The following is a 14,830-nucleotide window of genomic DNA, read 5'->3' as shown; positions in this document are numbered from 1 at the left end:
ATGTAGTAAACGTAAGAAAAGAAGGCGTAATTATACATTAATCAAGCCTTTTTTCGCAAATAAATATATAATTTTGCAGGGCATTAAAAATTTAACGCATTGAAAAGCAGAAAGACACTATCTAACTGGCTGACAAACAGGTATCTTTTAATTATACGAAACGAAGAAAACTTCGCTGAGAAGACGACAGTAAGTTTCAATTATGCTAAGTTAATTGTTATAGCGTCAGGGCTTTTAATAGTTCTCGTTGCATTAGCTTTTTTTCTTGTTACGACTGTTTTGTCGCAATGGTTTGATCCTCGACATGCCCAGCAGCAAACGAGAAGACAAATGGTCGAGTTTAATTTAAAGCTCGATAGCATTGAAACTGAGATGAAAAAGAAAGATCTTTTAATTTCTCGTTTTCAAAAACTTTTGGCGGGGGATACAATAGATTTTTCAGATGATCTTTCCGAACAAAAAATAGCCGAAGGAGAACAGTCTCCTGCTAAAGAGCTTGATGAAAAAGAGATGGCATCAATAGATAGTGCATTCCGCAAACAATTTTCTACAGTAAATAATGCGATCATGACATCCATGGTGGAAGGAGCTGAAGCTAATGAACTTCAGGAGATCGTTTTTTTTCCTCCATTGAAAGGCCTGGTGTCATCAAAATATAATCCGCTTCAAAACCATTATGGCATAGATGTCGTAGCTGTAAGTAACGATCCAGTTAAATGCGTTGCTGACGGAACAGTAATATTTTCAGACTGGTCACAGGACGGAGGATATACGATAGCTGTGCAGCATGTAGGTAATTTGATATCTGTTTATAAACATAATTCAGCTTTATTAAAGGAAACAGGAAATTTTATCAGGGGTGGTGACGTTATTGCTCTGGTAGGGAATTCCGGTGAGCTGACCGATGGTCCGCATCTTCATTTTGAGTTATGGTATAACGGCAATAGCGTCAATCCGGAAGAATTTGTATCATTTTAAGCATAGTGTATAATGTTAAGAAAAGACGAAAAGAGTTCTGATAAAGCAACAACAGCGCATAACATCATTGGTAAGGGAACAACTTTAAGAGGAGATCTTGAAACCTATGGTAATCTTGGTATAGAAGGAAAAGTTATAGGAAATATCAAGACAAAATCTAAGATCGCTGTTGGTCAATCATCTTTGGTTGATGGTAATATTACTGCGCAAAATGCAGAAGTTGCTGGTGAAGTAAAAGGAACGATCGAAGTAAACGAAGTTTTGATCCTCAAGCCGTCGGCAGTTATTCATGGTGATATCATAACCAACAAATTGGTTGTAGAATCAGGCGCCAAATTCAACGGTGGTTGTAAAATGGGCGTATCAATGGGAGAAATAAAGATTGGAGAAACCTCATCAACAAACAAACAAAACGGAGCAGTCTCAGGAAAACAAAAAGCCCCAACAGCAGGATAATTCATATTTAAAGTATAGCCAGTTAGCCATTCAAATGGCTGTGACAATTGGTTTGCTTACAGCTGCTGGTTATTGGGCCGATAAAAAACTTGAGCTTGAGACTCCATGGCTGACCCTGGCCGGAGCTATGCTGGGGACTATTGGAGTATTGTATCAACTATATTCTCAGATCAAAAACAATTAAATTGTAACATGCAGAAATATCTATTCGGTCTTGGCGGATTGTCACTGCTATGTGTAGTTGGGTTGTTCCTAATCGATAATATTTATCCACAATCAGGACTAGATCTGCGCCAAAGCTATTTGGTGTTTTTCTTTGCACTCATCACCTTTTTTATTCATTCATTTGTGGTAAAAGTTGGCGATGATAAGCAGGTTGGGATTATTTTTATTGGCGGAGCTGTTGTAAAATTAATTTTTACCATTTTGCTCATGTTGGTGATAAAATTTCTGGATCCGACCCATTTCACAAACAAAATGATATACCTGGCAGTATTATACCTATTATATACTATGTATGAGGTTGGTAGCCTTATTAAGGTTTTAAATAAATAAATGACAAAAAAAGTCAACAAAAAACTAATCAATTATTTTTTATTGATTCGATAATATCTACCTTTGCAGTCAAATTTAGAGTCCTTGAACTAAAACGATAGATGCAACGTAAAAAAAGCCTCCTTTTGATCCTGAAATCGATAGCATTATCGATCGTTATTTCAATGATGTTTATCTCACCGCTTAAAGTGACTGCTTCTGAGCAGGCATCAGGAGAGGGAGAGAGTTTTAATCCGGGAACCTTGATCATGCACCATATCCAGGATGATTATATCTGGCATTTTTGGGATGGTCATTATGGTACACTTTATTTACCTGTGATCCTTTATTCAGATGACAGGGGATTAGAGGTTTTCTCATCATCAAACTTTTACAATGAAGATCACGAACTTGTACCTTATAATGGTTATGAAATTGACCATGGTAAGATTCACCGAGTTGACAGTGAAGTAAAAGTCTGGGATTTTTCAATTACAAAAAACGTAGCCTTCTTGTTTTTAACTATGGCGGTAATGCTGATTGTATTTATATCAGTAGCCAGAGGGTATAAAAAGAGGCCGGGAAAATCTCCTAAAGGTATACAGTCATTATTCGAGCCGATCATTATTTTCATCAGAGATGAGATCGTGAAAAAAGGTATCGGCGAGAAAAAATACGAGAAGTATCTTCCGTATATGCTTACCTTGTTTTTCTTTATCTGGTTTGGTAACCTGTTAGGATTGTTGCCTGGTGCTGCAAACCTTACTGGTAACATTGCTGTTACAATGACATTAGCAGTGGGAACTTTCCTTTTAACAAACTTCAGCGGTAATAAGCATTACTGGAATCACATATTTAATACTCCGGGAGTTCCTTACCCGATACGATATACAGTTATCATCGTGGTTGAATTCTTAGGAATTTTCACCAAGCCGATATCGTTGATGATACGTCTTTTTGTGGCGATCACCGCTGGTCACATTGTGATCTTAAGTATTATCGGTTTGACATTTATATTTCAAAGTGCAGCAGTTGGTATCGGTGCAACTATTCTTACGATCTTCATTAATCTGATCGAGCTATTAGTTGCAACTATCCAGGCATATGTATTTACATTGTTTTCTTCAATGTACATTGGTATGGCGGTTGAAGAGCACGATGATCATTAATTTGTATTTTAATTAGTTTTAACAATAAACGCTTAACATCATGTTGTTACAAATTTTAGCGGAGAACCTTGGTTTATTAGGTGCAGCTTTAGGTGCTGGACTAGTTGCGGTTGGCGCTGGTGTCGGTATCGGTAAAATTGGTAGTTCTGCTATGGAAGCTATGGCTCGTCAGCCAGAAGCTGCTGGTAGAGTTCAGACTGCTATGCTTATCATTGCAGCACTAATCGAGGTAGTATCTCTTTTCGGTGTAGTTGTATGTTTTATCATCGCTACTGCTTAAAAGAATTAAAGGTTGCGGGTTTGCCGCAACCTCCTTTTATTGTTATAAGTAACCCTTAAGCGGAAAAAGAAATGGATTTATTATTACCGGGCGTCGGACTGATATTCTGGCAAGCATTAGGCTTCATTATCCTATTAATCTTATTAGGCAAATTTGCATGGAGCCCGATTTTAAATGCGCTAAAAATAAGAGAAAACTCAATCGATGAGGCATTAGAAGCTGCAGAGAAAGCCAAAGAAGATATGGCTAAACTCAAAGCTGAAAATGATAAATTATTAGATGAGGCTCGTCTTGAAAGAGATAAGATCCTTAAAGATGCGAAAGAAGCTTCTAATAAGATGATTGAAGAAGCTAAAGAAGATGCGTCAAAGACTGCAGAGAAAATGATAGCTGATGCAAAGGCTTCGATCGAATCAGAGAAGAAAGCTGCATTGAAAGAAGTAAAAAATCAAGTAGCTGAACTTTCTTTAGAAATCGCAGAAAAGGTTATCAAAAACCAGCTTTCTGATGATAGCAAGCAGAAAGCACTAGTTGACCAGTACGTAAAGGATATCAATCTTAATTAATACAAATTATGTCAGAAATTCGGGTTGCATCAATATATGCAAAATCACTACTTGAGTTGGCAAAAGACAAAGGCCAGCTTGAAGAGGTGAAGAAAGACATGGATATGCTCGGTGATTTGTGTAAAAAGAATCATGAGTTTTCTTTGTTCCTGAAGAATCCGATTATTACAGAAAATAAAAAAGAGAAGGTGATGGATAAGATCTTCAAAGGAAAGGTTTCTGACCTGACTTTGAGGTTTTTCGAATTATTGTCTCGAAAGGACAGAGAAGAATACCTTATCATAATACCTGAGCAATTCAACAACCTGTATAACCAACTAAAAGGAATTGTTGAGGTTTCTGTAGTTTCTGCTGTCGATATTGATGAATCAATGATGAAAGAGTTTGAAGCATTATCGAAAAAGTATACGGATAAAGCCCCAAACATTTCTACAAGCATTGATCCTTCATTAATTGGTGGTTTTATCCTTACCATCGGTGACAAAAGACTGGATCAATCAGTTAAGGGTAAATTAAATAGAATAAAACAAGCAATAACGAAATAAAGGCAATAGCCTTAATTATAAACTTTAATTAAAAGAAAATGGCGGACGTAAGACCTGATGAAGTTTCAGCAATACTGAGGGAAGAGCTCTCAGGAGTAAGATCTGAAGCCGAACTACAAGAAGTAGGTACTGTATTAACAATTGGTGACGGTGTTGCCCGTATATACGGTTTGACTAAAGCACAATCCGGAGAATTATTGGAATTCGACAATGGAACCAGAGCATTGGTATTGAACCTTGAAGAGGACAATGTCGGAGCTGTAATCCTAGGAGATTCTGAAGGTATTAAAGAGGGCGATTCTGTAAAACGTACTGGTAAAATTTCATCTATTAAAGTAGGTGAAGGTATGTTGGGACGAGTTGTAAACATGCTTGGTGAACCAATTGACGGTAAAGGTGCTATCGAAGGGGAAACTTTCGAAATGCCATTGGAGAGAAAAGCTCCTGGTGTTATCTATCGTCAGCCAGTGAACGAACCACTTCAGACAGGTATTAAGTCTATCGATGCAATGATTCCGATCGGTCGTGGTCAGCGTGAGTTAATCATTGGAGACCGTCAGACTGGTAAAACAGCTGTTGCGATCGATACAATTATAAATCAAAAAGAATTTTACGAAAGAGGTGAGCCTGTTTACTGTATCTATTGTGCGGTTGGACAGAAAGCTTCTACAGTAGCACAGGTTGTTGCTGCATTAGAAAAAGCAGGGGCAATGGATTATACAGTAGTTGTTTCTGCTGCTGCTTCAAATTCAGCTCCAGAGCAATTCTATGCTCCATTTACTGCTGCTGCAATTGGTGAGTATTTCAGAGATACTGGACGTCCTGCATTGGTTGTATTTGATGACCTTTCTAAGCAGGCAGTTGCTTATCGTGAGGTGTCTCTTCTTCTTAGAAGACCTCCGGGACGTGAGGCATATCCTGGAGACGTATTCTACCTTCACTCTCGTTTATTAGAGAGAGCTGCGAAAGTGATTGACAATGATGAGATCGCTTCTAACATGAACGACCTTCCTCCTTCACTAGAAGGAAAAGTAAAAGGTGGTGGTTCATTAACAGCACTTCCAATCATTGAAACTCAAGCTGGTGACGTTTCTGCTTATATTCCGACTAACGTAATTTCAATTACTGACGGTCAGATATTCCTGGAAACTAACTTGTTCTTGTCTGGTATCCGTCCTGCAATTAACGTAGGTATCTCGGTATCTCGAGTTGGAGGTTCTGCTCAGATCAAATCTATGAAGAAAGTAGCTGGTACACTTAAATTAGACCAGGCTCAGTTCCGTGAACTTGAAGCGTTTGCTAAATTCGGTTCTGATCTTGATGCCGCTACTAAACTTACAATTGAAAGAGGTAGAAGAAACCAGGAAATTCTTAAACAGCCTCAGTATTCTCCTCAACCAGTAGAAGAGCAAGTGGCTATCATTTACGCTTCAACTAAAGGTAAATTAGATAAAGTACCTTTGGATAAAGTGAAAGAGTTTGAGTATGAGTTCCTTGATCTGTTAAGAGCTCAGCACAGCGAGGTTCTTGAAGGTCTTAAGAAAGGGAAGCTTGATGATGACATCACTTCTACTTTGAGCACTGTTGCTGAAAATCTAGCAAAAAAATATACTAATTCATAAATAGAAACAGGCAGCATTAAGCTGCCTGTTAACCTGCTTAACAAGCTTTAACGAATGGCGAATTTAAAGGAAATAAAAAGCAGAATTAATTCGGTAGTTTCTACACAGCAAATCACCAAAGCGATGAAAATGGTGTCTGCAGCGAAACTTCGAAGAGCTCAGGATAGCATTATCCAGATGAGACCTTATGCTGATAAACTTTCTGCAATTCTTGGGAAAGTGTCATCGGGATTGTCTGAAGATAGTGAGGTTACTAGTCCTTATGCTGAAGAGAGAGAAGTTAAGAATGTATTATTGATTGTTATTAGTTCTGATAAAGGACTATGTGGTTCTTTTAATACTAACGTTATCCGTACAGCGACTAATCACCTTGAAGAAAATTACAGCGATCATTTAAAAAATGATAAAGTAACAATTCTTCCTATCGGTAAAAGAGCAAATGATCATTTTAAAAAGCGTGGTTATAACGTAGTATCTGACTTCGCTGAGATCTTAATGGATTTGAGTTTTGCCGCTGTTCGTGACGCAGCAGAATTCGCCATGAAAGGATTTGTTGATGGAAAATTCGATAAAGTAGAAATTGCATACAACGAATTCAAAAACGTAGCTACTCAAATATTAAGAGTAGAACAATTCCTTCCTTTGGTTCCATCTGAACCTGAAGAGGATGAGGAAATGAGCAATGTGGAATATATTTTCGAGCCGGATGAATCTTATATCATTACGGAATTGATTCCTAAGAGCTTAAAAATTCAGTTATACAAGGCTGTATTAGAATCTAATGCTGCCGAGCATGGAGCTAGGATGACAGCAATGGATAAGGCGACTGATAATGCTGGTGAATTGCTTAAAGATTTGAGACTTACTTATAACAGATCTCGTCAGGCAGCTATTACAACTGAGATTCTCGAGATCGTTTCCGGAGCAGAAGCACTCGGAAAATAAAATATAAAAACACTATCTTTTGAAGCCTGTTCATATCGAACAGGCTTTTTTTATTATTTTACTAACCGTGGATCTAAAAGAAACATATCGATTGTTTCAGGCCTTAAGCCTTGATATAACTTTCGGGGCATGGTGTTGTTTAATGGCTGTAAGTACAGTATTTGATATTGAGGTCATGTGGCATGAACAGTTTTTACTTGCTGCTGCTGTATGGCTTATTTATACCCTTGACCATTTGTTAGATGCCAACCGGATAGATCAACAAGCTTTAGCTTTACGACATGCTGTACATCAGAAATTTAGAATACCAATTTTAATGTTTGCGGCATTTATTATTGCCAGCAGTGTTTATTGTTTATTCCTTCTGGATTCTGAAATATTATACGGAGGTCTATTCATCTGTGGATTTGTTCTAATCTATTTTACGATAGTTCACTTTATAAAAGGACGCACCTTTATCTTAAAAGAGTTTGCAGCCGCAATGGTATATTCTACTGGTATTATGCTTATACCTTGGATCCGCATTGAAGAACATCAGGAGTTATTGGCTTTATTTCACTTACAGTTATTCCTGATTGCCTATTGTAACATTCTTATTCTCGCATGGTTTGATGCCAGAAAGGATAATTATCAGAAGCAAAATTCCGTAATTTTAACCAAGGGATTAAAGCTAACAGTTAAAGTACTCAATGTCCTTCTTGCTATATTCTTCATTGTAACGGTAATAGCCCTTTTTGGAATTAAACCCGGTTTACCAGGATTTAGTTTGTTCCAGATAATATTGTTTTTAATGGGATTAACATTGGGATGGGTTTTCACGTATCCTAATGATTTCCGCCGGAATGAAGTTTATCGAACAATAGCAGATTTGATTTTTTTATATCCTTTTCTTGTGATATGGATAAAGTAATTAATTCATATGATCATATAGCTTCAATTTATGACCGTCTTGGAAAATTGGTTTTTGGTGGATCATTAATAAAACCACAGATTGAAATTTTAAATAGTTATAAGGGGAAAGACATACTAATTGTAGGTGCAGGAACGGGTAATGTTTTAAAGACGTTCGAAGCCAATCAATTCAACTCTATCGATCTCTTTGATATTAGTAAGCCAATGCTGAATGAGTTTAATGATTTGGTAATAAGTAAATCGTCAAATATCAATTATTTCTTAAAAGATGGGCGAACAGGTGATTTAAATAAACACTATGATCTCATTATGTTCCCTTTTTTTCTTGATCATTTTGATGAGCAAGAGATCAGAGAAATATTAGTAAGCTATCGGTCAGAGATACCGACATTTGATGATCTCGCAATTATAGACTTTACGAATCCTTTAAAATTTAAGCATAGGATACTGGCAAAGACAATGTTGCTGTTTTTTAGAATAACCACTGGCCATACTTTAAATAGAATACCAGATATTTTCAGAGTTTCAGATGAGATTTTAAAAGGGCTTAAGAAAAAAGATAAGTACTATTATGATTCGTTTATTAAATCATCTGTTTACAGCCGTTTATAAATATTAAAATTTTGCTGCATCAGTTAAATATTCGTATATTTTATTGTATAATTTTATTAAGCAGATGAAGTTCTTAAAATACTTTCTCGTATTGATTTTACCTGCATTGGTCATCTTAAGTTATTATCAGTTGGGGGTTACAACTTTCTTCCCGGTTATTTTTGCTTTTGTGGTGATACCAATACTTGAGTTACTATTTAAGCCTGACCCTGAAAATATTACCGAAACAGAAGAAGAAATTCGGAAAAAGGATGTCAGGTATGATATTATGGTCTACAGTATGGTGCCTGTTCAATACGCTGTTTTGATCCTGTTTTTAATAAATTTTACTATGCTTGATCTGAAGGTCTATGAACAAATAGGGATGATATTGGGTATGGGAATGATGTGTGGTGTAATTGGAATAAATGTAGCCCACGAACTGGGGCATAGAAAAAAGACTCATGAAAAAACTATGTCAAAAATGCTGCTTCTAACATCGCTGTATATGCATTTTTATATTGAACACAACAGAGGTCACCATAAAAATGTATCTACACCTGAAGATCCTGCCAGTGCCCAATACGGAGAGAGTATTTATGAATTTTACTTCAGGTCTTTAATTTACTCTTACAAATCGGCCTGGGAGATCGCAAATAAGCAACTGGGAAAAAAAGGGTTTTCTTTTTTTTCATTGAAAAATGAGATGCTACAATATCAATTAATCCAAGTTGTATTTCTTATCGTAATCTTTTTTGTATTTGGAATTAAAGGGCTGCTCGGATTTATTGCTGCAGCCATTGTAGGCATTTTACTTTTAGAAACAGTAAACTATATAGAGCATTACGGACTACGTAGAAAAGAAATCTCGAATGGCCGCTATGAAAGAGTGTTACCCATGCATAGCTGGAATTCAGATCATGTAGTAGGTAGATTAATGCTGTTTGAGTTAAGTAGGCATTCTGATCATCATTATATTGCCTCCAGACCATACCAGATATTAAAGCATCATGATAATTCACCTCAAATGCCTACCGGATATCCTGGAATGATGTTATTAGCAATGGTTCCTCCGCTATGGTTTAGTATTATGAATAAAAAAGTGAGGAAGATTCAAAATATTGTTAGTTCAGCTTAACTAATTTAATATTGTCAGATAAATATTGATTAACTGCTATATGTTAAAACAACTACCTTTATTGCTTTTAACAGCAATTCTGATTTCATGTGATTCAAAAGATCTTAAATATTCTGACAATGGCTTTTCCTGGTCCGACCCGGAGATAAAAGAGCTATATTTAGCTTCCCAAAATAGAAATGATGAGATAGTAGAAAAGAGATTATCCAGTGATAATGCATTTCTGGTTCTTGAGGCATTAAAGATCGCTGGCAGTTTCCCTTCTGATAGATTTATTGATGAAATAAAGGATTTACTAAAGGTTGAGGATCAGCAAATTAGAATGAAAGCTGCTTTTGCTGCAGGCCAGAATGGATCACCTGAATTGTTGGAACCTTTAAAAGACCAGTTTTCAGAAGAAAAGATTTCATCAGTTAAAAAGGAACTTCTAATAGCTATAGGCAAAATAGATGGCGAACAATCTATTACTTTCCTTTCAGGGTTTAAACCAAAAACTAGTCCAGAGATAGAAGGACAAACGATAGGACTCTTTCATTGCTTATTAAATAACAATATAACCAATAGTGCAGTACGGCTGATGACTGAAAATGTTGGTGCAAAAAACCTTAGTAATGAGGCACGCAGATATTCAGCAGGATATTTAGGAAGATTACCTGTAGGTTTTGATTTGAATAGATATGCCGGGAAATTAAGAGAAGCTTTTAACTCTTCAAAAGACCAGGAAGAAAAGCAACATCTATTAATAGCTTTTAGTCGATGTAACAGGGATGTTAAAACTCTTGAAATACTTAAAGAAATCGCACAGAAAGAAAATGAAGATTTCAGATACCGGGTTCTGGCCTTGCAGTCTTTACAGTTTTTTCCTTATATCGAAGCCAGGGAGTCAGTTTATAAAGCAGCACTTTCAGAAAATTCTAAAGTAGCTAAAGAGGCAGCAAATTATTTTATAAACCTGGGTAATTCTAATGATGCGGTTCAATATTTAAGCCTTGGAGCTAAACAAACATACCTGCCTGCTGCTGCCATGTTACTTCAGGCAGCCTGTAAATTCGGTTCTAAACAAGTTATTGAAAAAGTCCTTCCCTATGTTCAGAACCAGTTTGAAAAGACAAATAACCCTTATGATAAGGCGGCATTAATTCCACTGTATATTTATTCTGATGAAGGAATAAAAAAGTTATCTATTTATGCCAGGGAAGGTAACCATCCGGTAATACGGACGACAGCATTAAATATACTTACAAAAAGTTTGCTGGATGATTATAAAGAGAACCCGGATCAAGTCGAAAATTATGCAGAAGAGTTAGCTGGTCTTTTATTTTCCAGTGATACTGTTGTAGTCAGGCAAACCGCCGGATTATTTATGAGTAATGACTTAAACTTACAGAAGTATCTTGACGAAAAGATGATTTCTCGAATAGATACGGTCGAAGAATTAAATCTATTAAGTAAATTTTTAAAAACCGGTGCTAAACCAGGTGGTAACCAGAGACTTAAATATAACCCCTCACACTATGACGTGAGTCAATTACAGGATTATTCTGATACTCTAAATGCTGAGATAATTACTAATGAGGGAGTTATAGAAATAGAACTTTATCCTGAAATCGCTCCTATTACGGTTATTAATTTTCTTAATTTGTCCAAAGTCGGATATTTCTCAAATAATAATTTTCACCGGGTAGAAAATAATTTCGTAATCCAGGATGGATGTCCAAGAGGTGATGGTTATGGTCATCCTCCTTACCGGATCATTTCAGAATTCAGTCCGAATTCATTTGAAAAAGGAGTATTAGCAATGGCAAGTTCAGGTAGAGATACTGAAAGTAGTCAATGGTTTATTACCCACAGGTTTTCTCCACATTTAGATGGGGCTTATACTATCTTTGGAGCTGTTAAAGGGACTATGGATGAAGTATATGAAGTCTTGACGGGAACAGAAATATTAGATATAGTAATAAAAAAATAACCCAGGGTCAATGAGAAAAATTATAAAACTCTTCTTGTGGATGATTTCAGCAGCAGCCATAATGTATGTAATTGCTTTATGCTTTATGTATTTTAAACAGGAAGAGTTTTTGTTCAGACCAGAAGTATTAGCAGAAGATTATATTTATCAATTCGAAGGAGAATTTGAAGAAGTAGAAATCCCCGTAGATAGTAATATAAGTTTAAATGGTCTTTTGTTTAAGACTGAAGATCCAGAAGGATTGATAATATTTTATCATGGTAATGCTGGAGCTTTGGATAAGTGGGGTGGATATGCATCTTTTTATCTCCAGAATAATTATAATTTTTTTGTATATGATTATCGCGGGTATGGTAAAAGTGATGGGGAGATCGAGCGGACCAGTCATTTACTCAATGACGCGCTAATTATTTATGATTCGATAACAAATAAAATGAATGTTAATAAACCAGTCATTGCAGGTTATTCTCTAGGATCTGGTATAGCTGCATTCGTGGCATCCAAAAAGAAAACTAATTCTCTATTGCTATTTGCCCCTTATTATTCATTGCGAAAGACAGCTATCGATGCAATGCCCTATTTTCCAGGTAATATCCTGAGATATAATATTGAAACAGCAAATTATCTCAGGAATGTGGAATGTCCTGTATATGTCTTTCATGGTCTTGAAGATGAGTTGATCTTTCCTGAGCAATCTGAACAGCTAACTGAAATTCCGGGCACGAATATTCAGAGATTAACCTATGAAAATATTTCTCACAATGTTTTTGGGCATCCAAGGGTCAATAGTGACTTGGAAAATATACTTGATGAGATAGATTAAATGTACATTAATTTTTTAACCTCTTTTCCTTCTTTATCAATGATATTTTTAAGGATCATTGAGGCATGAACCCTGCTATTTTCAATAAACCATTTATTTGTTTTTAAACCTCCGCAAATCACACCTGCCAGGTAAACATTCTTTACATTGGTTTCCATGGTTTCGAGATCATACTCCGGTGTTCTTTGTTCGTCATCACCGATATTTACACCAGTTTCTTTTAAAAATGTAAAGTCAGGCTGATAACCTGTCATTGCCAGAACAAAGTCATTTTCTAAAGTTAAGCTTCTCCCTTCTCCTGTTTCGATTTTAACTTCATGTTCTGAAATTGAGGTTATCTCACTGTTGAAATAAGCTTTAATGGAACCTTCCTTAATTCGGTTTTCAATATCGGGCTTTACCCAGTATTTAACTGAAGGACTTATTTCTTCTTCCCTGATCACCATTGTTACATTAGCTCCTTTTCGATAAGTCTCCAGGGCTACGTCTACCGCGCTATTGGCTGCGCCGACTACAATGATCTCCTGCTTATAGTATGGGTGTGGCTCATCATAATAGTGTTTTACCTTTGGCAGATCTTCACCCGGGACATTGAGCTTATAAGGAAGGTCATAAAAACCGGTAGCAATAATTATATATTTTGCCTTGTATTTAGATTTGGAAGTATTTATGATATAACCTGAATTTTCACTTTTGATGTTATTGACAGATTCATATAGCTTAGAATTCAAATCAAAATACTGAGCTACTCTTCGATAGTATTCTAATGCTTCTGCTCTGGTAGGTTTATTACCATGGCTTACAAAAGGGATGTTTCCGACCTCAAGTCTATCGCTGGTCGAAAAAAATGTCATGTTATAAGGATAATGATAGATACTGTTTACCAGGCATCCTTTATCAATTAAGACATGACTGAGTCCATTATTTTTAGCTTCTATCGCACATGCCATACCAATTGGTCCGGCTCCGATAATTGCTATATCGTAGGCTTCTGAATTCATATATTATTATTCTGAAATCTATAAGATAACCACCAGGAAGTTTTAACGATATAAAGCTAAATGTGTTATGACAAATATTCAAAAGTGCCGTGTTCTGATGAAACGGTTACTTTAGGTTTGTCTGAAGCTTCAACACGGCCTATGATTTGAGCCGGGATATCAAAAGATTCACTGATTTTGATAATCTCCTTAGCTGTTTCTTCATCAGTATAAATTTCCATACGGTGACCCATGTTGAAGACTTTATACATTTCCTTCCACTCCGTTTGACTCTGCTCTTGTATTAACCTAAATAAAGGAGGAGTGTCAAACATGTTATCTTTGACAACATGGACATTTTCAACAAAATGCAAAACTTTAGTTTGGGCACCACCCGAGCAATGCACCATCCCATCGATTTTATCTCTGTGATTTTTCAATACCTCTATTATGACAGGAGCATAAGTGCGGGTTGGGGCTAATACCAGTTTCCCGGCGTCAACATCAACTCCTGAAACTTTATCATCTAATCTTTTTTTGCCACTGTATATTAGGTCTCCAGGAACTGAAGGGTCAAAACTTTCAGGGTATTTTTCAGCGAGGTAATGAGCAAAAACATCGTGACGGGCAGATGTCAGGCCATTGCTTCCCATACCTCCATTATATTCAGTTTCATAGGTTGCCTTTCCAAAACTAGCCAAACCGACTACTACATTGCCTGGTTTAATATTCTTATTATCAATAACGTCAGATCGTTTCATTCTGGCCGTTACGGTGCTGTCCACGATTATAGTTCTGACAAGGTCACCTACATCTGCAGTTTCGCCACCTGTTGATCTGATCTCAAGGCCATTATCGCGAAGCATTTGTAATACTTCTTCTGTTCCATTAATTATTTCAGCAATAACTTCTCCAGGGATGAGATTTTTATTTCTACCAATAGTAGATGATAACAAAACAGGTCCTGTAGCACCGACACATAGAAGATCATCAGTATTCATTATTACTGCATCTTGTGCAATACCTTTCCATACTGAAAGATCTCCTGTTTCTTTCCAATATAAATATGCAAGGGAAGATTTAGTGCCCGCCCCATCTGCATGCATAACTGTACACCAATTTTCATCACCAGCCAGGTAATCTGGTATGATCTTGCAAAATGCTTTGGGAAACAACCCCTTATCTATATTCTCTATTGCTTTATGTACGTCTTCTTTAGATGCGGAAACACCGCGCTGCATATATCTGTCTTGCATGGCATTTATATTTTATGCAAAAATAAGAAAGCCTCTAATAAAAGAGGCTTTCTTATTAAAATAACT

Annotated in this window: 17 protein-coding genes; 15 read left to right on the top strand and 2 right to left on the bottom strand. The window is 36.4% G+C overall.

All coding sequences use genetic code 11. The features are described 5' to 3' along the window. Window positions 1-99: 99 nt before the first annotated feature. The 15 genes from OO013_RS18800 (at window position 100) to OO013_RS18730 (ending at window position 12,528) form a co-directional block, all read left to right on the top strand. Window positions 100-978 (top strand): M23 family metallopeptidase, encoded by an 879-nt coding sequence (locus OO013_RS18800; RefSeq protein ID WP_266058559.1) that lies wholly within the window; start codon window positions 100-102, stop codon window positions 976-978. Between the two features lie 12 nt (window positions 979-990). Beyond that, window positions 991-1,434, top strand: a complete 444-nt coding sequence (locus OO013_RS18795) for a bactofilin family protein (protein WP_266058558.1) — start codon at window positions 991-993, stop codon at window positions 1,432-1,434. After that, window positions 1,361-1,618, top strand: coding sequence for an AtpZ/AtpI family protein (locus OO013_RS18790; protein ID WP_266058557.1), 258 nt, complete (start codon window positions 1,361-1,363; stop codon window positions 1,616-1,618). The genes OO013_RS18795 and OO013_RS18790 overlap by 74 nt, the downstream gene beginning before the upstream one ends. Window positions 1,619-1,626: 8 nt before the next feature. Beyond that, a complete protein-coding gene (locus OO013_RS18785) occupies window positions 1,627-1,989 on the top strand; it encodes a hypothetical protein (RefSeq protein ID WP_266058556.1) in 363 nt (120 codons plus the stop codon). A 101-nt stretch (window positions 1,990-2,090) separates the two neighbouring features. Beyond that, window positions 2,091-3,137: a F0F1 ATP synthase subunit A gene (gene atpB / locus OO013_RS18780; RefSeq protein WP_266058555.1), complete on the top strand. Its 1,047-nt coding sequence runs from the start codon at window positions 2,091-2,093 to the stop codon at window positions 3,135-3,137. 40 nt (window positions 3,138-3,177) lie between these two features. After that, window positions 3,178-3,417, top strand: a complete 240-nt coding sequence (gene atpE / locus OO013_RS18775) for an ATP synthase F0 subunit C (protein WP_266058554.1) — start codon at window positions 3,178-3,180, stop codon at window positions 3,415-3,417. 71 nt (window positions 3,418-3,488) lie between these two features. Further along, entirely contained in the window at window positions 3,489-3,983 is a 495-nt protein-coding gene (locus OO013_RS18770; protein WP_266058553.1) for a F0F1 ATP synthase subunit B, read from the top strand. 8 nt (window positions 3,984-3,991) lie between these two features. Beyond that, window positions 3,992-4,528, top strand: coding sequence for an ATP synthase F1 subunit delta (gene atpH, locus OO013_RS18765; protein ID WP_266058551.1), 537 nt, complete (start codon window positions 3,992-3,994; stop codon window positions 4,526-4,528). A 38-nt stretch (window positions 4,529-4,566) separates the two neighbouring features. After that, entirely contained in the window at window positions 4,567-6,150 is a 1,584-nt protein-coding gene (atpA, locus tag OO013_RS18760; protein WP_266058549.1) for a F0F1 ATP synthase subunit alpha, read from the top strand. Between the two features lie 54 nt (window positions 6,151-6,204). Continuing rightward, the gene (gene atpG / locus OO013_RS18755) at window positions 6,205-7,095 is read left to right on the top strand and encodes an ATP synthase F1 subunit gamma (RefSeq protein WP_266058546.1); all 891 of its coding nucleotides are present in this window, start codon (window positions 6,205-6,207) and stop codon (window positions 7,093-7,095) included. Window positions 7,096-7,162: 67 nt separating this feature from the next. After that, window positions 7,163-8,005 (top strand): hypothetical protein, encoded by an 843-nt coding sequence (locus tag OO013_RS18750; RefSeq protein ID WP_266058545.1) that lies wholly within the window; start codon window positions 7,163-7,165, stop codon window positions 8,003-8,005. After that, window positions 7,993-8,619 (top strand): class I SAM-dependent methyltransferase, encoded by a 627-nt coding sequence (locus tag OO013_RS18745; RefSeq protein ID WP_266058544.1) that lies wholly within the window; start codon window positions 7,993-7,995, stop codon window positions 8,617-8,619. The genes OO013_RS18750 and OO013_RS18745 overlap by 13 nt, the downstream gene beginning before the upstream one ends. A gap of 64 nt (window positions 8,620-8,683) precedes the next feature. Continuing rightward, window positions 8,684-9,736: an alkane 1-monooxygenase gene (locus tag OO013_RS18740; RefSeq protein ID WP_266058541.1), complete on the top strand. Its 1,053-nt coding sequence runs from the start codon at window positions 8,684-8,686 to the stop codon at window positions 9,734-9,736. Between the two features lie 40 nt (window positions 9,737-9,776). Beyond that, on the top strand, window positions 9,777-11,705 hold the full coding sequence (locus tag OO013_RS18735; RefSeq protein ID WP_266058539.1) for a peptidylprolyl isomerase: 1,929 nt from the start codon (window positions 9,777-9,779) through the stop codon (window positions 11,703-11,705). A 10-nt stretch (window positions 11,706-11,715) separates the two neighbouring features. Beyond that, complete coding sequence (locus OO013_RS18730) at window positions 11,716-12,528, top strand: alpha/beta hydrolase (RefSeq protein WP_266058537.1); 813 nt, start codon at window positions 11,716-11,718, stop codon at window positions 12,526-12,528. Here the strand turns inward: OO013_RS18730 and OO013_RS18725 are convergent. Further along, window positions 12,525-13,529 (bottom strand): YpdA family putative bacillithiol disulfide reductase, encoded by a 1,005-nt coding sequence (locus tag OO013_RS18725; RefSeq protein WP_266058535.1) that lies wholly within the window; start codon window positions 13,527-13,529, stop codon window positions 12,525-12,527. The genes OO013_RS18730 and OO013_RS18725 overlap by 4 nt on opposite strands. 65 nt (window positions 13,530-13,594) lie before the next feature. Further along, window positions 13,595-14,764 (bottom strand): AIR synthase related protein, encoded by a 1,170-nt coding sequence (locus OO013_RS18720; protein WP_266058534.1) that lies wholly within the window; start codon window positions 14,762-14,764, stop codon window positions 13,595-13,597. Window positions 14,765-14,830: the final 66 nt, after the last annotated feature.

The sequence above is a fragment of the Mangrovivirga halotolerans genome (genome assembly GCF_026241165.1).
GTDB classification, from domain to species: domain Bacteria; phylum Bacteroidota; class Bacteroidia; order Cytophagales; family Cyclobacteriaceae; genus Mangrovivirga; species Mangrovivirga halotolerans.
The sequence above is the reverse complement of the archived record's forward strand: the minus strand, read 5'-3'. Positions and strand labels throughout refer to the sequence as shown.